An 18,907-nucleotide genomic window follows, 5' to 3' on the forward strand; every position below is an offset into this window, starting at 1 on the left:
GGTCCTAAGACCGAGTTAATCATTAGTTCAGCCGGAGCTGCCTAACCAATCTATAGGAAGGATCTTAAAGATCAGCGTGTTCGGTTTTCTCATCTAGTTTACATTTCTTCAAGGTTGTTCAAGCTTCTACACAATCGGCTCAACACACTTGAAAGGAAGGCTGATGAGAGTGAGAAAAAGCGGCTCTGTAAGAGATCCGCAACATTCCTCGAAACCGTTGCCTGAATTGGCTTTCGCTAATTCAATTAACCCTCCAGACATGTTTATACACCGCCAGTGTGTCTTTATCTTTTACAAGTTATTAAGGAAAAGCTACCTTTGCCGCAGGGACAAAGCGAAAGAATTCAACCATTCTGGGCACTCTAGCCCTTCGCAGGACGCTTCAAGTCTTCTCAGGCAACGTAACATTGCGTAACAATAGGTTCTGCTTGAGCTGACCCATAGGGAGCGCTGGTGCTGCCTTCACGAAGGCGTAAAACCCTTGCTCAAGAGGCGATCGCGCCTTTTGCAGCCAGCCATTTCAGCAATTGGCGGCATTGACCCTGGTGACAGCGGTATGATCCATACAGAGCAGTGCGACCAGTGCTTGCCGGGCTGAGTCGATGCATTTCTGAGAACGCTAGTAAGTAATAGAACCTGCCCCATGGACGTAATGGACTTTTTCCGCATGAGTGCGGGCCAGTGGAATTCCCAACGCACTACCCACCACCTGCCCTTTCGCCGGGCCGAACTGGGCGGCTCTACAATTTCCGTAGAAGCTCTCGATCAGGGGCACCCCAGCGTAGTCGAAATTTGCCAGCTTCACGATGTTGACCCGGCCTCGGCTGTAGGTGGGGCCTACGTGACCTGGGACGGGGCCATGGCCTGGGACAAAGACGACGAAAACCACGCTGGCAGCACGGTGTTTGCCCTGGTGCCCGACGTCGATGACCCCAGTCGCGGCCAGCTTTTGCGCGAGCGGGGCTATGCCGAAATTGTGCCCGTGATCGGTCGCTACGAAATTGACGGCGATGGTGGGCTGCTGCTGATTACCGAGTACGAAACCATGAGCTCGGTCGAGCGCTTTTGGTTTGCCAACCCCAATCTGCGGCTGCGTACCAGCGTAGTGAAACGGTTTGGCGGCTTTAGCACGGCGTCGTTCTGCGCCGAGTCGCGTCTGTCTGAGCCTGCTGCTGAATCTGAAGATGCCAAGGACCAGGCGCTAGCCCCTGTCTCAGCCTTTGGCTGGTAAGCGTGGGTTGATTTCTCGTCGGTAGTGTAAACAGCATCACCATAGGCAAAGCCCTCCCCAAGTTAGGGAGGGCTTTGCCGTATGTACGGCTAGCGGTAGGTTCGACAGCAAAGTTGAACTCAATCTGTAGGCGTTGCCGTGGGACTAACGGCGTCATCCCGGTGCCGAGTTGATAACGCTATGGGGCCACCTTGACCGCAATTAGCCTGCTTGTGAGCAGGCGTCTGATTCAGATTAGATGCCAGGTGGGAATGCGGTTGGCATCGTTGTTAAATTCTTTTTAGAGTAGAAAATAATGCTGCTGCGACAACTTTGAAGAAACATGACTGTTTGTTACTCTCCCTGTCGAAATGCGAATGTCTGATCCCCGTTGCTCGTAGGCTAGGCCTTAATCGTTTCTGGCCTTATCACAGCTAGAAACTAAACATAGTTAAGGGTCTATAAACAATGACGGAGGTTGTCAATTTGTTGAGGCCTCTACAAAGGTGACGAAAGCCATTTTATTTTGCGTGTGGAGGAAAAATAATTGTGACTTTGCCGCTATTAACTTATGCTCCCAGTAGCCAAAACCAGCGTGTGGAGGGCTATGAGGTGCCTGGAGACGAGCATTCCAGAATTTTTACGCTGGAGCAAAACCACGATAAAGATGATATTGATGCCTTAGTGACGGCAGCCTATCGGCAAATTTTTCACGAGCAGCAAATGCTGAAAAGCAACCGTCAAACATTGCTGGAGTCTCAGCTGCGGGGCGGTTTGATTTCGGTAAAAGATTTTGTGCGTGGCCTTGCTATCTCTGATGCGTTTCGCACCTGGAATTATGAGGTAAACAACAACTATCGCTTCGCAGAGTTGTGCGTGCAGCGTCTGCTTGGCCGCAACGTCTACGACGACAAAGAAACCCTGGCCTGGTCCATTGTGCTGGCAACGAAAGGGGTTGAGGGGCTAGTGGATGCTCTGATGAGCAGTGAAGAATACGGGGCCAATTTTGGCGATCGCACCGTACCCTACCAGCGGCGGCGGGTGCTGCCCCAGCGATCGCAGGGCGACCTGCCCTTTGAGCGCGTACCCCGTTACACCCGCGACCACCTGACCACGCTAGAGGCCCTGGGCTACGACTTTTCGAGCGATCGCCGCCTTGACCAGGGCGACTGGATGGCAACGCCCGACGGCGTGCGCAAGGCGGCTGGGGCGGTGACGGCTGGCTTGGCCATCTTCTTCGGCCTGATAGCGGTAGCGGTGGTGCTGTCGTGGTTCGGCTGGATCACAATCTGATCGCCAGGGTGGAACCGCCCCCTAGTTTGCCTGACACAACGTTTACCTGCGCCTGTGACGTTGCCCTCCGATACCGTCGGGGGGCTTTTTCTTCGGCATGCTTGCTGTTTGATCTGGACTAGATCAGCGGTGGAACGGTGAGGCCTTTCAACGCTTTAGCCTGCTCCGCCAGATCCTTGCCCTGTACCAGTACCACAAAATTCCCCAGGCCCATGGGGTTAATTAACTGGTGCAGCCGATCGCGCCGCTGAATGGCGAGGTTGACGGTGGTCGGGTCACTGGCCTGAATTTGGCTCGGGGCGGTAAGGCGATCGCCCAAACCCAGCGCCATCAGAAATATGCCCTGCTGGGTTGCCCCCAGAGTCTCTAAGCCATAGCGCTCCCCCTGACGTTCTAGCGCCGTGAAGTTGACGTGGGCAGTAATATCTTGGTAGCCCAGGTGGCTATAGGGGTCGTTGTGGTGGGCGTGCTGGTAGTAGCACTGCAGCGTACCCTGGGCGCGGGCGCGACTGTAGTAGCGGCTGGCGGGGTAGCCGTAGTCGATGGTGAGTACGTAACCCTGGTGAAGTTTGGCCGCAACCAGTTGCATCCAGTCGAGGGCGGCCAGGTGAACTTCGGTGCGGTAGCCCGGAGCATACTGTGGGTCGGCTAGGTCAACGCCGACAAAGGCAAAGTAGTCGGCTAGACGCGGAGTGGAGGGGGCATCTACGACTTCTTGCACAGGAAAATCTGTGCTGTTGGTCAAGGTAATGTAGACCTCCTGCAAACCTGCTTCTGTAATCACGACCTGGTGCACGGGCAGGGCATCGACCAGCTCATTCGAGAACAGGCAGCCGGTGATGCTGTCGTCGGCAATGTCTTCTAAAGTTAGCCAGCTAACTTTGCCAGCCCACGGTGACAGACGCTGCTCTTGGGCGGCTCGCAGCTGGTTAGACTTTTCGACGATTTGATAACTCAGGGCGGCAAAGCAGTCGGGGAAGTGATTTTGCAAAGTGCTCAGCACATCGGCGGCGGCCAACCCCTGACCAGCGCCCATTTCTACCAGCGCAAAGGGATTGGGATGGCCCAGATGCGCCCACATTTCGGCAAACTGAGTGGCCAGCAGTTCGCCAAAGTCGTGGCCCAGATGGGCGGAGGTAACAAAGTCTCCTTCAAAGCCAAGGATGGCGTCTTTGGTGCTGTAGTAGCCCCCCTCGGGGTGGTAGAGGGCGAGATCCATAAATTCGGCAAAGGAGATGCGGCCCTGGGGCGACTGCTGAATGCGATCGCGCAAAACCTGATACAGCACTGGGTTGTGGGGCATGGGGAAATCAGCTCAGCTGCTGCCTTAGTTTATCGATAGACTCGGCTACGGCCAGACATTTGGTACCTCGGCACACCATCCCCACGGCCTTGGGCGGCAGGTCGTGGGCCACAGAAAAAACCGTGGTTGGCCAGTACTCAGTCGCTAGTTCAGAAATGATAGCCGTGGTGGCCTGAACTACGGTGCCATTGAGGAACCAGTTGAGGCCGTCGAACAGGCTGGGGCAGGCGCGGGGAATTTGCTGCATTACGGTGCCAAAGGCCTGCAGGGTGTGTTCGGCGCGATCGAGGTAGGCCAGGTCGTCGGTGAGCAGGGCGAGGCGGACCAGGTTGGCGACGGCCACGCCATTGGCTGCTGGGGTGGCGCTGTCCTGGTAGGGGCGTTCTTGAACCAGCAGATCGGTGTCAGCAGCGGTGCTGAGGTAGCCGCCCTGGTCGGCGCTCCACAGGCGGTGGTCAAATTCCTGCTGAGTTGAGATGGCAAGCGCTAGCCAATCGACTTGGGGCAAAGCGGCGATCGCGTCTGAGGGCTGGGTGGTAGGGACGTGGGCGATCGCCAGCTCAGCCTGGTGCAGGTCTAAAAATGCCTTGATCAGCAGGGCATAGTCTTCGGCCTGGGCCAGCACCTGGGGCACGCCATCGTACCCCAGACGGTGCAGCTGGCTGCCCACCCACTGATGCTGGCGAACGTAGTCGGCGGCAGTGGCAGCGGTCGCCAAATACTCAGGCTTTTGCCAAACCATCGCCGCTCGGGCCAGACCAGAAATCATCAGGCTGTTCCAGGCCACAATCAGCTTGGTATCGGTGACAGGTGGAATGCGACCGGGCCAGGACTCAGTTTTGGCGGCCTGGCTGGTGGAAGCCGGGGGAAACGTCTCCAGGGCTGCGGCTGGGGTGCCGTAGCGCAGGGTAAACAGCTTATCCAGTGCCGTCTCTACAGCGAGGGAGAGGGTGTCAGGGTGCGCTCGTTGGAGTACAGTCTTCCCCTCAAAGTTGCCCTCCGGCACCAGGGCAAAAGCCTCCGCCAGGGCCTGGAACTGCTCCTTTGTCAGAGCCGATTCCAGAACTGGGTAAGGCCAGACGTAGAATGCGCCCTCCTCAGGCTCGGCGTCGTGGCGGGTGACAAAGCTATCGGCATCCTGGGCGGCATAAAAGTAGCCCTCGGGAGCGGTCATCTCGCGCTTTAGCCAGGTGTGGGTGCGCGCGATCGCGCGTTCAAAAGCAGGCTCTCGCTGCCCGCTGGCCCACAGATGGGCCAGATACTCCACAATCATGCCGTTGTCGTAGAGCATTTTTTCGAAGTGGGGCACCGTCCAGGTGGGGTCAACGGTATAGCGGTGAAAGCCGCCGCCCACATGGTCAAAAATGCCGCCCAGGGCCATATCGCGCCCCCGCTGGCCGCAGATGTGGGCAATGTCTAGCTCCAGGTCGAGCCGTAGCCCGCCCAGCACCGCTGCGGCGTAGGGAATCATCGGGAAACAGGTACCCTGGCCGCTGGGGATGAGAATTTTAGCGTTTGTGCCCAGCCCGGCATAGAGCAGATCTGTAGATGGAATGGTCAAGGACTCGGGTAGTTTCGCCTCCTGGTGCAGGTTACTCACCACCGCTTCGGTAATCTCAGCCAGGCGAGATTTCTCGGTGTCGTAGAACTGGCGCAGGGAGGTAAGCACCTGCAAAAAGCCCGGTCGTCCGTACTTCGGCTCCACCGGGAAGTAGGTGCCGCCGTAAAAGGGCACCCGCGTTTCAGGATGGAGCACCACGTTCAATGGCCATCCCCCCTGCCCAGTCAACATTTGCAGCGCCTGCATGTAGATGCTGTCGATGTCGGGCCGCTCTTCGCGATCGACCTTGATGGGAATGAAGTTGGCGTTCATGTAGGCGGCGATCGCCCCATCCGAAAACGCCTCGCCCTCCATCACCGTGCACCAGTGACAGCTGGAATACCCAATCGACAAAAAAATTGGTTTGTCATCCTGCTGCGCCCGCTCCAGTGCCTCGTTGCACCAGGGCCACCAGTCGATTGGGTTTTCAGCGTGCTTGCGCAGATACAGACTGGGCGAATCTGCTAGGCGATTAGTCATGACCACTAGGCGGATGAGGGCATGATCACCCTACCACGGCGGCAGTTGAGGGGTTTACAGCCTAGGGTTTGAAATTAAGGAGTTCTGGCAAAATCTTTCCCTGAGTTAAGCCACTGGCAAGGTAGCTGTAATGGCTTGGCAGACTCATAATCTATCAGCTTCCCCTGAACGTCTTAACGTAATTTGAATAACTGTTAGAGTCAGCCCGCTAGGCAATCTCTTCCAATACAGGAACGTACTTCGTTTCGTAGTTTTCGATTAAGGCACCAATAACATCCATCATTGAAGCCAGAGGATGTTCTTCATCTTCGCCCACCTGATCGATAAGGGTGTCTAGCAAAGCGACTAACCGCTCATATTGTTCGTCGGAGTGGGGAACGTATACTGTGTTAACGATCGGCTCCCAGGCAGCAATAGTTTGATCGAGATTAATACTCTGAATCATTCTTTCCATCTCCCTTCGTCATATTCTGCGTGGGTCAATACAGCTCGGATGTAAACTTTACTGCGGTTGTAATGAATAGCTGCAATCAGCCGGGCTTTGTTGCCCCCGATATTAAAAACGGTCATTTTCCCGACTTGATCGGCAGACGGCATGAACTGTCGGAGTTCAGCGAAATTAGAAAAGTTGTCCTCTTTAACAATTCTGTACCACTGAGCCAGAGTACTGCGTGTATTCGGATGCAGTGCAGCAAACTCATTGAGTCGCTTGCGCGTAATCACATGCATGCCAAGTTATTTGCGTCTCCTGCTAACGAGCATTGTTTCTACTATGACATTTGCGGCAAGGTAGAGGCTACGGCGTAACGAAGGCTTTGCCTATGCAGATTCAGTTTCCCGATCGCTGGCCGACCGCGCCTGCGGAGGCGATCGCCCTCCAGCAAACCCTCGCGCCCCAGATTGTCCTTGAAGACCGTATCCCCAACCCGATTCGCTACGTCGCTGGGGTCGATGCGGGGTTTGAGGATGAGGGCGAAACCACCCGCGCCGCTGTAGTGGTGCTGTCGTTTCCTGACCTGACCCCAGTGGATGAGGTGCTGGTGCGGCAGCCGACCGTCTTTCCCTACGTGCCGGGGCTGCTGTCGTTTCGGGAAGTGCCTGCGGTGCTGGAAGCGCTGGCGCAGCTACGAACAGAGCCGGATGTAATTCTCTGCGATGGTCAAGGAATTGCTCATCCCCGCCGATTGGGGATTGCGTCGCACTTGGGGCTGTTGTGCGATCGCCCCACGGTGGGTGTGGCCAAGTCGCGCCTGGTGGGCACCCACGCCGAAGTGCCGCCCGACAAAGGAAGCTGGGTACCGCTAATGGATCGGGGCGAGCAGATTGGAGCCGTGCTTCGCAATCGCGCCAATACCAAGTCGCTGTACATTTCCCCCGGCCACTACACCACGCTCGAAACTGCGATCGACCTGGTTCTGCGATGCACCACCAAATACCGTCTGCCCGAAACTACCCGCTACGCCGATCGCCTGGCGTCTTCCGATACGGCGCGATCGGCGCTGGGGGAAGCGCAGCAAGGTCGCCTGTTTTAGATTTGATGAGACGGTAGAAAATTCCTTGACAGCAAGAGTCAAGCCTGGGCAATATCTGTCTGAGAAAAATCGTTCCCTTTGAACAGCAGAGGTTCATTTCTAGATTTAGCCAGGGCGTAGGCAAAGCAATCGCCAAAGTTTAGGCCTGCCGGGTGCCGACCTTTGCCATAGGTTCGCCAAGCTGTTGCAGCCAAATCAGCTTGCAGTCGATCGAACTCTACTACGGTTAGATCTGCTTCGTAGGCAAATAGTTCAAACTCAGCACGGCCTAAAGCCTGTTTGCGAGCCTCAATTACCAAGTTGCATTCTAGCCAATTGGGAGCCGAAATAAGGCGAGTTGTGGCGGCAGCAATCTTTTCATTAAAGGTCTCCCGCTCAGTTTCGGCAAAGAGAATGGCCACGATCGCCGAGGTGTCGATCACCATTAGCTTGGTAGCCCGTGCTTGTCGTAGCCCAAAATTTCGTCTGCGCTGCGGTTGTCATAATCGGGTAGGGCCGCACAGCGCAGGGCAATTTCATTTAAGCGATCGACTAAGGGGCGGGGCTGCGGGTCGGGTTTGCTGGTCTTAAATTTAGCCAAAGCCTGTTGAAGCGCCATTTTGACGGCATCAGTTAGACTTTGTCCGGTCAGTTCTGCCAATTCCTGTGCCATGCGGTGAGCTTGGGGATCTTGAATTTTCATAACCACTGAAAACCCCAATGAGTGGATGTTGCTATTTTACTCTTCCAACATCTAACCAAACAGAGGTCTACCGCCCCAACCGACTCAGCAGCGTTCCTGCTTTGCGACTGAGGGTTTTGATTGGAGATGGGGATGGTGCTGGAACGTCCACCGGGCGGCTGTCGGGGTCGCGCAGGTAGCGGTAGTAGGCCCAAATATCCCAGTAGGGGCAGCCCGGCTGAATGCGGTAGCCCGCCCAGTGCAGGTAGTCGAGAGGCTTGTTCACATTCGGATCTACCAGCGTCATGCCCTCTTGCTCAAAGTGGGGGCTGCCTGCCCAGTTGCCGGGGCCGCCGCCGGGCTGGCGCACCAGGTTAAACCGCCGCGCCATGCGCTTGAGAATTAAATAGTTAATGATCGGCTGGTCGGAGGTTTTTTCGGAGAAGTCAAAGTAGTCGGGGTGGGCAGCGCATTCGGCAAAGGTGTCATACAGGTCTTGCTCGCTGACCAGCCCTTTTTTTGAGCCCCAAAAGCCGCAGTTAAACATATCCTCTAGCTCGGCGGCGGTGAAGACGCCCTGCTCGACGATCGCGGGCGCGAACACGTTGCGAATGCCGCCCCGGTGCTGGTAGTCGTAGCTGATGAAGTCGTGGTTGTCTAGGTGATCCAATACGTTTGCGATCGCGCTAAACACCACCACGTCGGTATCGATATAGAGGAAGCGATCGAAGGGGCCAAACCAGCAGGCCTGCTTGCGAAACTGGTTGGGCCTAGCAAAGAACCCCTTGCCAAAGATGGCGTGCAAATTTTCTGACAACCGCCGAATGAACTCCAGGTCGGGGTAGACCTCTACGCCGTAGTCACGGCCGAGCACCTCGGCCACCTGGTGGTAGTCGTCGTTGTAAGGAATCAGCATCACCGGAATGCTGGGATCGTGGGCGCGGATGCTGTTCAGGCAGGCGATCGCGTGGTCGATCACCTTGTCGTTGGCTGTAATGTAAATGCCGCGCGAAGTCATAGCAATTCTCTAGGGGAGCAGTTGGGCCAGGGGTTTTAGGTACCGTCGCCAGCCCTGGGGCCGGGCTGTCACTAGTTTGCCCAGCAGCGCGGGACGATTCGCGGCGTCGTGCAGGTAGCGGTAGTGCAAGAACACGTCGCGATAGGGCAGGTCTACATTCTCGCCATGACAAAGACGGACAAATAACTGAGATGACAGGCCGATGTAGTGCAGATACAGCAGCGGCACGCCTTTGTCGTAGACCCGCTGATTCTCAACAGTGAAATGTCTAGAGGTAACGGAATTTCCGGTGCGCTGCTCTGGTGGCAGCGTCAGCGCCAGGTTGCAAGAATTCACCCCATTCCGCATTACCAGGTAGTTGAGAATGGTTTGGTCGGGGGCCATCGGGTACAGCACGGCTGCCTCCCCAGATGTCAGCCAATCCAAAACGTCTTGGCCCTGGTTAGGATCAAATAACCCCCGACGGCTGGCGTAAAAGCCTGAGCAAAACGCCTGTCGCTGAAGCTGTTCTGCTGAAAACATCTTTTCCATCCAGCCCGAATTCACGTCGTAGACGTGGCTGAGGTCTTTGTGCTGAAAGTCGTAGGTGACCCAGTCGTAGTCAGTCAGCGCGTTGAACACCGGGACTGGATCGCTCAGCAGCAGCGTATCAGCATCCATGTAAATGAAGCGATCGAAGGGACCGTCGAAGGCGCAGAAGCGACGGTGGGTGCCCATACGGTGCACGCCCGCGCTGCCGATCGCATCCCACTGCTGCCGGGCGGTAGGGTGGGCGGCCCAAATTTGCTCCACCCAGGCATCCCACCGCTGAATGGAGGCGGTGTCGTCGTAGAGCGTCACCTGGGGACGCTCCTGCACCATCTCCCTTAAACGATCCACCCGCTCGTCATAGGGGTAAATGCACACCAGCATGCCTGGAGCAAAGATCTCGATGCTGTTAATCAGGGCCACGATTTGGTTGTAGACGCGATCGTTACCAAGAGTACAAATGCCATCCATTCAAACTACCTCAATGGTGGGCACTGCCCACCCTACTTGCTGATCTAGGAAAACAGGTCTGCCCCTACCCATTCACTCATCCACCTACCTACCCGCCTACTCACCCACCTGTCTACTCCTTACTCCCCACCCACTCTGACAGCCAGTTCATCAGGTTGAGCTTGTGGAGGATCACCTGGCGGGCTTCGGCGATCGCATCCTTCGCCTCAATCCACGCATCGGGGCTGGCCGTCACCTCACGGATGTACTCAATTCCCTTCGCGTCTAAGCTGGGCAGGCGCAAAAAGCTGCCGGGGGGCAAGAGCTTATCCGCCGCGCCGCCGCCGTAGTAGATGGGCAGACACCACGACAGCAGCGCATCCCAAAGTTTTTCGCTGGCGTACCAGTCGTTGTCGGCGTAGTTCTCGATCGCCAGGTTGTAGGTGTAGGGGGCCATACCCGCCCACTTGTTGCTGAGTTCTCCAGCAGAGCGGGTGCCGGGGGGCAGGTCACGCCCGTAGACCTCAACGGGCACATCACTGTTCTGAAGCTGCTGTAGAAACGCTAGTCGCTGGCGGTGGCTCTCGGTGCGGTTAATGCCGGAGGTGATCCAGCTGCAGGGGCTGTGCTTTTCGGGGGGCGGCGCTTCATTGAGTTCGCGGAACGATACGTTGACGTACCAAATCGCAGGCATGTAGGCGGGCACCGGAGCAGCGGCGTCGGGGCCAGAAACGTAGCCGCAGTAGTCGCGGGCGTAGGCGTAGTTGAGCAGGTTTTGATACTGCACCTCTGGCAGGGGCGGCTCGCGCAGCAAAAAGGCAATCCGCTCTTTGGGCACCTGTTTAAACTGGGGCGGCAGTTTGTCCAGGGCGTCTACCGCTGCTTTAGGCCGAGCCAGAGACATCACATTGCGCAGCAGCTGCGTTTTAGACCGGCGCGGGGGAGCAAACTGCTCGTGAAAGTTGAACTGGTACAGCAGCAGGTAGTCGGGCTGAGGATCCTGCGACTGCAGCTGCATATTGCCCCAGACGCCAAAGGGCTGAGGACTCTGCTTCCACAGCCAGTCGCACTGGGTGAGGCCACCGTAGCTAGAGAGCATACCGATAACGGGGAGAGGCATAGGGTGAGAGAGGGAGTGGGTGGGTGGGTGAGTGGGTGAGTGAGTGAGGGGATTAGAGGGGTAAGGGGGTGCCGGGTGGCCGGGTAGGGACGGGGGGAAAACAAGTGGCGACGGCGGCGGCAATTTCCTGGGTGAAGCGATCGGTGGAGAAAAGGGATTGTTGCTGGACTAGGGCGTCTAGCAGGGCAGACTGGCGATCGCGGCTTTCCAGCACCGCCACGATTTTCTCGATCGCATCCTGGGCGTTGCTAAAAATAATGTCTGAGTTGGCGGCGTTGACAATTTCGATCTGGCCGCCCCGGTTGTACACAAAGGGGATCATGCCCGCGTTGACCATCTCGGCCACCGAAATGCCAAAAGGTTCAGGCTTGTGGTGAATGCCGTAGCGGCAGCGGGCGAGAATCTTGAGGTAGTCGGCGTAGGGTAGATTGCGATGGAAGGTCACCCAGTCGGCGTTGGCCGCCGCCAGCTTCTGCACCCGGCGCTCGTAGCCCCAGCCGTAGGTGCCGCCGCCGCCGCCGGTGATGTGCAGCCTGACGTCAAAGCCGCGCTGGCGCACCGCCGCCAGAATTTCGATCACGCGGTGGGTCTGCTTGGCCACCACCACCCGTCCGCTGCACAGAAAGGCGGTCTCTTTGTCTGCCCAGGAAAGGGGGGCGATCGCCGTGGTCACGGGCGGGTAGACGACCTGGGCGTCAATGCCGTAGGTCTGCTTGACCACCTCGGCGGTACAAAAGGAGTTGGTGATGGAGACATTGGCCTTGAGGTTGGCCTCAGAAAACCGCGACAGCATCAGCATCAGCTTCATAACTGGGCCAGCTTTGGCCCAGGGCTGCTCGACTACGTTGACCCAGTGGATGTATTGCAGACCCCGCTGGCCCAGGTCTACGGCGTTGTAGGTAGAGATGGCCAGGTCATACCGGGCGCTGATCGCCTTGAAGCGGCGGATCGACCAGTGGATAAACGCCAGCCGCACCCAGGGCAGGTTGGCAATCAGGCTGTGGACGAAGTGGGTGAGGCCGGGGCTGAGCAGGGGCCTTACTCGAAGGCGATCGCGGCTCAGATTGGTGCCGTACATGGCGTTGAGATGGTCCAGATCGATGCCCGTCAGGGTACATAGCGTCACGTCGTAGTCGTTGACCAGGGCCACCAGCACCCACAGCGCTACGGCCTCGGCACCGCCGCCTAAAAAGTAGGGCTGCCAGACGGCAATGGTTTTGCGTGAGTTGGTCATGGGGTCACCGCTGGTTGTTCGGCAAACTGCATCGCGTGGAGCTTGGCGTAGTGCTGACCTTTCGCCAGCAGGGTGTGGTGGTTGCCCACCTCCACCACTCGCCCGTGGTCGAGCACCGCAATCTGGTCGGCCCGGTGCACCGTGGAAAGTCGGTGGGCGATGACCAGGGTGGTGCGGTTTTGGCTGAGTTCGTCGATCGCCTGCTGCACCAGTCGCTCAGAGACGGTATCGAGGGCGCTGGTGGCCTCGTCGAGAATGAGGATGTCGGGGTTTTGCACCAGGGCGCGAGCGATCGCCAGCCGCTGCCGCTGCCCGCCAGAAAGCATGATGCCGCGATCGCCAATCGGCGTGTCGTAGCCCTGGGGCAGTTTGAGAATGAACTCTTCGGCGTTGGCGCGGCGGGCCGCTTCCATCACCTCCGCCTCGCTGGCCTCGGGGTAGCCGTAGCAAATGTTGTCTTTCACCGAGGCATTGAAGAGAAACGTATCCTGGCTCACCACCCCCACCCGACGGCGAAAGGAGCGCATGTCAAACTCCTTCAGGTCAATGCCGTCAATCTCGATCGCCCCCGAACTGGGATCGTAGAAGCGGGGCAGCAGGTCGGCCAGGGTCGATTTGCCCGCCCCCGACGACCCCACCAGGGCCAGGGTTTGCCCCCGAGGCAGCATCAGGTCAACATCCTTCAGCGCCCAGCTTTCGCCCTGCGGGTAGCGAAACGAAATGTGGTTAAAGCGAATGCCCTCGCTCAGCTGCGAAAAAGTCCGATGCCCGGAGGCCATAAACGGTTTGTCGCTGCGGTTGAGAAAGGCCCCGAGGCGTTCGGTACTGGCGACGTTGCTGGCAAACTGGCTGCGGCTGCTGTTGAGCTGACCAATAAAGGGCAGCATGCGAAACAGCACCACCAGGTAAATCAAAATGATCGAAGAAAAGGTTTCTAGCTGGCTGGCAAACAGCGATCGCCCTACAATAATGAGCGCAATAAACGCCATTATGCTCAGCATTTCGTTGACCGGGCCAATGCTGGCAAACACGAGCTGCGACCTGAATTCGGCCTCCTCTCGCTGGTCTACCAGGCGGTTAATAATGGCGTACTCTCGGTCTTCATTGGCGGTTGTTTTGACCAGGCGAATGCCGGAGAGCACCTCAATTAAGCGATTCGACAGAGCGGCGGCGGCGCTAGAAAGCTCCTGGCCAAACGCTTTGGCTTTGCTGATGGATACCTGATTGGCCAGCGCCACCGTGGCCATCAGCAGGGCCGAAACCAGCGTCAGCTGCCAGGAAATTGCCATCAAAATGACTAAAAACACCAGAATAGTCACAACCAGGGTGGCAATTCTGGCCAGGGTTCTAACCGCTGTGGCGACTCGATTGACCTCAGTATTCAGGTAGTTCATCAAATCGCCGAGCCGGACATTGGCGTAGTAGTCTAAATCGACATCCAGCAAGAGCCGCAGTCCGTCTCGGCGCAAATGACAGACATAGTCTCGACTGAGCAGGCTAGAAATGGCTGTACCGCCGTAGTTAGCCAGGTTCTTGAACAGCAGCGCCACCAGCAAAACCGCCATTAACGCCAGTGGTCGGTAGTCACCAGACACGCCGTTAAAAACGGAGAATAGGGAGCTTAGCAGCGGCGGAAAATTGGTGTTCTCCAGAATATCTTGGCCCAGCAGATCGAGCATTAGCGGAATAATCAGCGTAATGCCGATGCCGTTAAAAATGGCTCCTGACAGGCCCAGTAGAATAGACAATAAAAACCACAGCGGCGACTTTTTGGCGACGTTAAAAATTAGATGATTTGCGCTCATAGTGATTTATAAATTCGCTAGAAGATGGTCTAACTGAGTCGCCATTGTTGTAATGCTGTAGTGCTCACAGCAGCGGGCTCTGGCCTTTAGCCCCAGGGCCTGGGCCTGCGGCCAATCGGCAAAAATAGACTGGAGCTGAGCGGCAAGATCTGCCGGTGAATCTGGCTCGGCCAGGTAGCCAGTATCGGCCAAAATTTCGGGAATATCGCCTACCCGCGTGGCCAGAATGGGTTTTGCCATTGCCATACCGTCGGTGAGCTTGAGCGGAAACTGGGCCTGGGCCGCCGGGGTCTGGCGCTGGGGCACCACCACCACATGGGCAGCGGCAATCACCCTGGGCATGTCTTCGTAGGGCTGCTTGCCCAGGTGAATAATGTGCTGGGGCCAGCGATCGCGCAGGGTGCGATCGTAGTCGTCGTAGGGGCTGCCGCCGACGATCACCAGCTTCAGGTCGGGCTGGTTGAGCCGATCCATAGCGACCAAAACATCCTCCACGCCCTTGTAGGGGCGGGGCGCACCGGGAAACATCAGCACCCGGTAGTCGGCCAGACCGTAGGCGGCGCGGCTGGCCTCTGGGTCGTAGCGATCGGGGTTGAATAGCTCAGTGTCTTTGCCGTTGGGGATTTTGACCCCGCCAAAGCGCCGCTGCAAAAAGTCATTGTGGGTGGTGATCAGATCAGCCTTGGCCACCAGTCGTTCTATCCATTGCAAATAGAGCGGGTGATCTGGGTGGCGCAGCGCCCCCTGATGTTTCAGCAGATCCCGCGCTAGCTGCCGGGAACTGGGGCGGTAGCGGTAGTCGTCGCCGCCGTGCCAGCTCAGCTCCCAGTCGTCAATATCGAGCAGGATCGGGCGGTGGGGCCGCGATCGCGCCATTTGACGGTGCAGCAGAGCCAGGCCAAAGCTGCTGGGCTTGAGCTTGTAGGCATAGACAATATCGCCGCTGAGGTGGCGAAAGAGTTCACCGACGGCTCGTAGCCCAGGGGCAGGCGTCGCGAGGGGAACGGTGTGGATGGCAACATCGGTTGTGGGTGCCGCCTGGTTCGCAGCGGGTGCAGGCCCCGACCTGGAACGCGGGTTTTCGGCATCGCCCTCCGCTGAAAATCCGACAATTTCTACCGGGTAGCCCCTGCTCTGCAGCGCCTGCGCCAGCAAAAATGGCCGCACGGCCCCGTTCCAGCGTCCAGCGCCGCGACTCGATAAATCGCTGACTAAAATTGAGACCTTAGGCCGCAACTCCTGGCCATCGCCAGGGAGCCTGCTTAGCCCAGGGGCAGGGCTAGCGGTAGGGCGTTGATCCAGCATGGGTGCCACGAGCTAGGGGCGAGACTACATAGACCAGGGATACACCCCTATAGCTTGCCCACCTTTGTCGTTGACATTTAGGTAAGCCCCCAAACCCAACGCTCTCTTCAAAAAGCGCTTCAAAAAAGCGCTAGCGCAGGTAGCTAGCGCCGCTGCCCCAGGGAGCCCGGCTGAGACCGTTGCCAATGGTAACTACTTCGCCGCTGGCGCGGGTAATGCAGTGGGCTTTGAGTTCATCATTGTCGTACTCGCCAACTACGGTGACCTGTTCGCCGGGGGCAATTGTGAGTTTTTTGTGCCAGCGAGGGCCAGCATTAACAATGATCTGGCTGGTGCCGTCGCTGAGGATAAAGTTGTTGCCGACTACGCTACCGACGGTGCCAGCGATCGCTGTGCTGCTGGGGCGGCTGAGAGAATGAATCGGCACAATCTGCGCTATGGCGGGAAACGTGGCCCCCAGTCCCAGCGTGAGCAGAGCTGCCGTTGTGAAAAATCGCATAAACCTGAGAATTGACTGATCTTAAACGTATAGCTGTAGCCGATTCGGTTAGGACTTCTGTCAGACAGCATTCAAACGTTTGAACGTTTTCAAGCTTTATGGATGTCCTAACTTAAGTCACTCTGGCTACACAGTGTACGTACCTCTTTAGATCGTTGAAAAAATTGCGGTGCTGCGTCATCTGTCATTTGACAGAGATCGGCGGCGTTAGCCAATTTCTTCATTGACCGGGAAGCGGTTGATCAGGTCTTTGGCCTCGCGGGCGTTGCTGCGCAGGGTTTCGCTGATGTAGGGCACGTGGGGTATCTGCGACAGCACATCCAGCGTGCGGCGCAAAATGCGCACAATGTCGCCCTCATCGAGGCTGGTGTTGTCGCACAGCGTTACCCAGTCAACGCCATTGGCCCACTGCTCGACTAGGCCCACCAGGTCGTACTCTAGCCAAATGGGGGCGGTGACGTGGCGGCGGTGCTGCTGCTGGTAGAGCTGGCGGCGCAGGCTATGCAGTCCGCCCAGGGCTTCTTCTACCGTGCCGGAGAGTTTGTAGCGGCACCAGCTGTCGGGGCGCGAGTTTTCGGTGACCAGGGCGGCCAGGGCGGCGGCGAGCTGGGCGGCGTTGAGGTGGTCAAACTCGCCCGACTCTAGGGCTAGGGCCAGCCACAGCTCGTTGTCGCCGCGAATGGCGGCGGCCATTTCACCCAGCTCGGTGGGGCGGTTGTCGTCGAGGCCGCCAAAGTGCTTCAGCACATCCATGATGTTGAGAAACTCCTGCCAGTAGCGACCGGTGTACTGGGCCAGCTTTTCTCTGCGATCGCGCCATTCTGCCTCCAAATCGCGCAGGCGCTTCTGGCGCTTGAGCAGCGACTTGGTGTTCTCCCACTGGCTGGCGGGGTGTTTGGCCAGGGTGTGCTCAACCTCGCGCATGCGATCGAGCTGGTCTTGCACCTCGGGGGCCAGCATTTCCAGGGTGGGCGGGGTGGCCATGGTAGCGACGATCGCGGCGGTGTGATCGTCGCCCCGGCAGTGCTGACCCGGACGGGGGGCCAGCTCGCTGGGTGGAGCCAGGGTATCGACCGCCTGCAGGCGGGGAATATCGGCGTGCAGGCCGACCACATCGGCGGTGGTGACCACGTACCACTGGTTGGTCTGCGTCAGGCACACCAGGTAGGGAAACTGCCCCGACCCCTGCGCCTTGGCAACCAGCACGGCGGGCACCGGCTCGCTGACGGGAATGTGCTTGCCCTTGAGGGAGAGCAGGGTGCCTGCGATCGCAAAGGGCACCATCTTGGCCACATCGTCGGCCAGCACCTGAGCGGCCTGCTGCTGCAGGGTCTTGAGCAGGCGGCGTTCTTCTTTGAGACGCTCTTTGAGTTTGGCGTACTCGGCTAGCAGGCCTTCGTCGAAGGCGGCGAGCTGGGCCTGCTGGTGCGCGATCGCTCCCTCCAGGCGATCGATCTCCTGCTGCTGGGGCACCAGGTGCAGGGTGGCCAAATACTGGCCAAAGCTGCGCTCGATCAGGTCTTTGGCTTCATCAATGGTGTGGGTTTGCAGCAGGTTGAGCACCATGCCGTAGCCGGGAGTAAACTGGCTGACCAGCGGGTCAGCCCCCGAGGTGGCCAGGTGCACCGCCTCCCGCGACCCCTCAAAGGGGCTTTCAACCGTGACCACATGGCCCTGGAGATCCATGCCGCGCCGCCCGGCTCGGCCCGCCATCTGCAAAAATTCTGATGACGTGAGCAGGCGGTGGCCCATGTCGGTGCGCTTCGAGAGGCTGGCGATTACCGTGGTGCGGGCGGGCATGTTGATCCCCGCCGCCAGGGTTTCGGTGGCAAACACCACCTTGATCAGCCCCGCCTGAAAGAGTTCTTCGACCAGCCCTTTCCACAGGGGCAAAATGCCCGCGTGGTGGGCCGCAATGCCCCGGTACAGTGGCCCCACCTGGCCCGCCCGCCCAGCATCGGGGTTGTGGGCCAGAAAGGTGTCAATGCGGAGCTTGAGTTCCTGCGCTTCCTCGTCGGTCACGAGCGACATATAGCTGACCTCATCCACCGCTTTGTCACAGCCCCGACGGCTAAAAATAAAGTAGATGGCGGGCAGCATATCGCGCTCTTGCAGCTGACCCACCACAAAGGGCAAACTCACCCGACCGCCGCCGCGCCGACCGGGCTGGCGCTGGGGAGCCCGCTGCTTTTTGAGCTGTGGATTAATGGCCTTTTGGGCGGCATCGAGCAGGGGCACCAGTCGCTTGCCGGTGCAGTAGTGAAACTGCAAGGGCACCGGGCGAAAGTCGGAATAGATTAGCTCGGTGGGGCCGTGGACTTTTTGCAGCCAGTCGGTGAGCTGGCCTGAGTTTTCGACCGTGGCGGAAAGGGCCAAGAGCTGAATTTCCGGCGGGCAGTAGATGATCGACTCTTCCCAGACGGTGCCGCGCTGGCGATCGTTCATGTAGTGGCACTCGTCGAGCACCACGGCTTCGACCTGCTGGAGGGTGGTGCCGGTTTCGCCAATGCGAGTGCCGTAGAGCATGTTGCGAAAGATTTCGGTGGTCATCACCACCACGGGGGCATCGCGGTTGATGGAGAGATCGCCGGTCAGCAAACCCACATTGTCGTAGCCAAACTGGTCGCGAAAGTCGCGCAGTTTTTGGTTAGAAAGTGCTTTTAATGGAGTGGTATAAAACACTCGCTTGCCGTGGTCTAAGGCCCGGTGGATGGCGTATTCGCCCACCAGGGTTTTGCCGGAGCCGGTGGGGGCACACACCACCACAGATTTGTCGGCGTTGAGGGCGTCGATCGCCTCGTGCTGAAAATCGTCGAGGGGAAAGGGGAAGATGTGGGCGAGGTCTAGCACAAGGCTGGCACGGGTAGGG

At 58.1% G+C, this 18,907-nt stretch carries 17 protein-coding genes; 3 read left to right on the plus strand and 14 right to left on the minus strand.

Annotation, left to right across the window (positions count from 1 at the left end):
• The first annotated feature begins 643 nt into the window (after nt 1-643).
• Together ACQ4N7_RS22375 and ACQ4N7_RS22380 are read left to right on the plus strand one after the other, a co-directional pair.
• The gene (locus ACQ4N7_RS22375) at nt 644-1,231 is read left to right on the plus strand and encodes a phycobiliprotein lyase (protein WP_430713703.1); all 588 of its coding nucleotides are present in this window, start codon (nt 644-646) and stop codon (nt 1,229-1,231) included.
• 528 nt (nt 1,232-1,759) lie between these two features.
• Nucleotides 1,760-2,503: a phycobilisome rod-core linker polypeptide gene (locus ACQ4N7_RS22380; protein ID WP_430713704.1), complete on the plus strand. Its 744-nt coding sequence runs from the start codon at nt 1,760-1,762 to the stop codon at nt 2,501-2,503.
• Nucleotides 2,504-2,621: 118 nt separating this feature from the next.
• Here ACQ4N7_RS22380 and ACQ4N7_RS22385 read toward each other — a convergent pair whose 3' ends face one another.
• The 4 genes from ACQ4N7_RS22385 to ACQ4N7_RS22400 form a co-directional block, all read right to left on the minus strand.
• Nucleotides 2,622-3,806, minus strand: coding sequence for a class I SAM-dependent methyltransferase (locus tag ACQ4N7_RS22385; protein WP_430713705.1), 1,185 nt, complete (start codon nt 3,804-3,806; stop codon nt 2,622-2,624).
• 7 nt (nt 3,807-3,813) lie between these two features.
• On the minus strand, nt 3,814-5,886 hold the full coding sequence (locus tag ACQ4N7_RS22390) for a thioredoxin domain-containing protein (protein WP_430713706.1): 2,073 nt from the start codon (nt 5,884-5,886) through the stop codon (nt 3,814-3,816).
• A gap of 208 nt (nt 5,887-6,094) precedes the next feature.
• On the minus strand, nt 6,095-6,328 hold the full coding sequence (locus ACQ4N7_RS22395) for a hypothetical protein (RefSeq protein ID WP_430713735.1): 234 nt from the start codon (nt 6,326-6,328) through the stop codon (nt 6,095-6,097).
• Nucleotides 6,328-6,615 (minus strand): type II toxin-antitoxin system HigB family toxin, encoded by a 288-nt coding sequence (locus ACQ4N7_RS22400; protein WP_430713707.1) that lies wholly within the window; start codon nt 6,613-6,615, stop codon nt 6,328-6,330. The genes ACQ4N7_RS22395 and ACQ4N7_RS22400 overlap by 1 nt, the downstream gene beginning before the upstream one ends.
• Before the next feature lie 92 nt (nt 6,616-6,707).
• Here ACQ4N7_RS22400 and nfi point away from each other — a divergent pair, with 92 nt between their 5' ends.
• The gene (nfi, locus tag ACQ4N7_RS22405) at nt 6,708-7,418 is read left to right on the plus strand and encodes a deoxyribonuclease V (RefSeq protein WP_430713708.1); all 711 of its coding nucleotides are present in this window, start codon (nt 6,708-6,710) and stop codon (nt 7,416-7,418) included.
• A gap of 38 nt (nt 7,419-7,456) precedes the next feature.
• Here nfi and ACQ4N7_RS22410 read toward each other — a convergent pair whose 3' ends face one another.
• The 10 genes from ACQ4N7_RS22410 to ACQ4N7_RS22455 all read right to left on the minus strand — a co-directional run bounded on the left by ACQ4N7_RS22410 (nt 7,457) and on the right by ACQ4N7_RS22455 (nt 18,888).
• Nucleotides 7,457-7,843 (minus strand): type II toxin-antitoxin system VapC family toxin, encoded by a 387-nt coding sequence (locus ACQ4N7_RS22410; protein WP_430713709.1) that lies wholly within the window; start codon nt 7,841-7,843, stop codon nt 7,457-7,459.
• Nucleotides 7,843-8,100, minus strand: coding sequence for a type II toxin-antitoxin system VapB family antitoxin (locus tag ACQ4N7_RS22415; RefSeq protein ID WP_430713710.1), 258 nt, complete (start codon nt 8,098-8,100; stop codon nt 7,843-7,845). Before ACQ4N7_RS22415 ends, ACQ4N7_RS22410 begins: the two co-directional genes overlap by 1 nt.
• A 67-nt stretch (nt 8,101-8,167) precedes the next feature.
• On the minus strand, nt 8,168-9,097 hold the full coding sequence (locus ACQ4N7_RS22420; RefSeq protein WP_430713711.1) for an Npun_R2821/Npun_R2822 family protein: 930 nt from the start codon (nt 9,095-9,097) through the stop codon (nt 8,168-8,170).
• A gap of 9 nt (nt 9,098-9,106) precedes the next feature.
• Nucleotides 9,107-10,096: an Npun_R2821/Npun_R2822 family protein gene (locus ACQ4N7_RS22425; RefSeq protein WP_430713712.1), complete on the minus strand. Its 990-nt coding sequence runs from the start codon at nt 10,094-10,096 to the stop codon at nt 9,107-9,109.
• A gap of 112 nt (nt 10,097-10,208) precedes the next feature.
• Entirely contained in the window at nt 10,209-11,195 is a 987-nt protein-coding gene (locus ACQ4N7_RS22430; protein WP_430713713.1) for a glycosyltransferase family 10 domain-containing protein, read from the minus strand.
• Between the two features lie 52 nt (nt 11,196-11,247).
• Complete coding sequence (locus tag ACQ4N7_RS22435) at nt 11,248-12,429, minus strand: glycosyltransferase (protein WP_430713714.1); 1,182 nt, start codon at nt 12,427-12,429, stop codon at nt 11,248-11,250.
• Nucleotides 12,426-14,234: an ABC transporter ATP-binding protein gene (locus tag ACQ4N7_RS22440; RefSeq protein ID WP_430713715.1), complete on the minus strand. Its 1,809-nt coding sequence runs from the start codon at nt 14,232-14,234 to the stop codon at nt 12,426-12,428. The genes ACQ4N7_RS22435 and ACQ4N7_RS22440 overlap by 4 nt, the downstream gene beginning before the upstream one ends.
• Nucleotides 14,235-14,240: 6 nt before the next feature.
• On the minus strand, nt 14,241-15,539 hold the full coding sequence (locus ACQ4N7_RS22445; RefSeq protein WP_430713716.1) for a glycosyltransferase family 4 protein: 1,299 nt from the start codon (nt 15,537-15,539) through the stop codon (nt 14,241-14,243).
• 130 nt (nt 15,540-15,669) lie between these two features.
• Nucleotides 15,670-16,038 (minus strand): DNA-binding protein, encoded by a 369-nt coding sequence (locus tag ACQ4N7_RS22450; RefSeq protein WP_430713717.1) that lies wholly within the window; start codon nt 16,036-16,038, stop codon nt 15,670-15,672.
• Nucleotides 16,039-16,245: 207 nt separating this feature from the next.
• Entirely contained in the window at nt 16,246-18,888 is a 2,643-nt protein-coding gene (locus ACQ4N7_RS22455) for a DEAD/DEAH box helicase (RefSeq protein WP_430713718.1), read from the minus strand.
• Nucleotides 18,889-18,907: the final 19 nt, after the last annotated feature.

This window comes from Nodosilinea sp. AN01ver1, from assembly GCF_050565655.1.
Taxonomy (GTDB): domain Bacteria; phylum Cyanobacteriota; class Cyanobacteriia; order Phormidesmidales; family Phormidesmidaceae; genus Nodosilinea.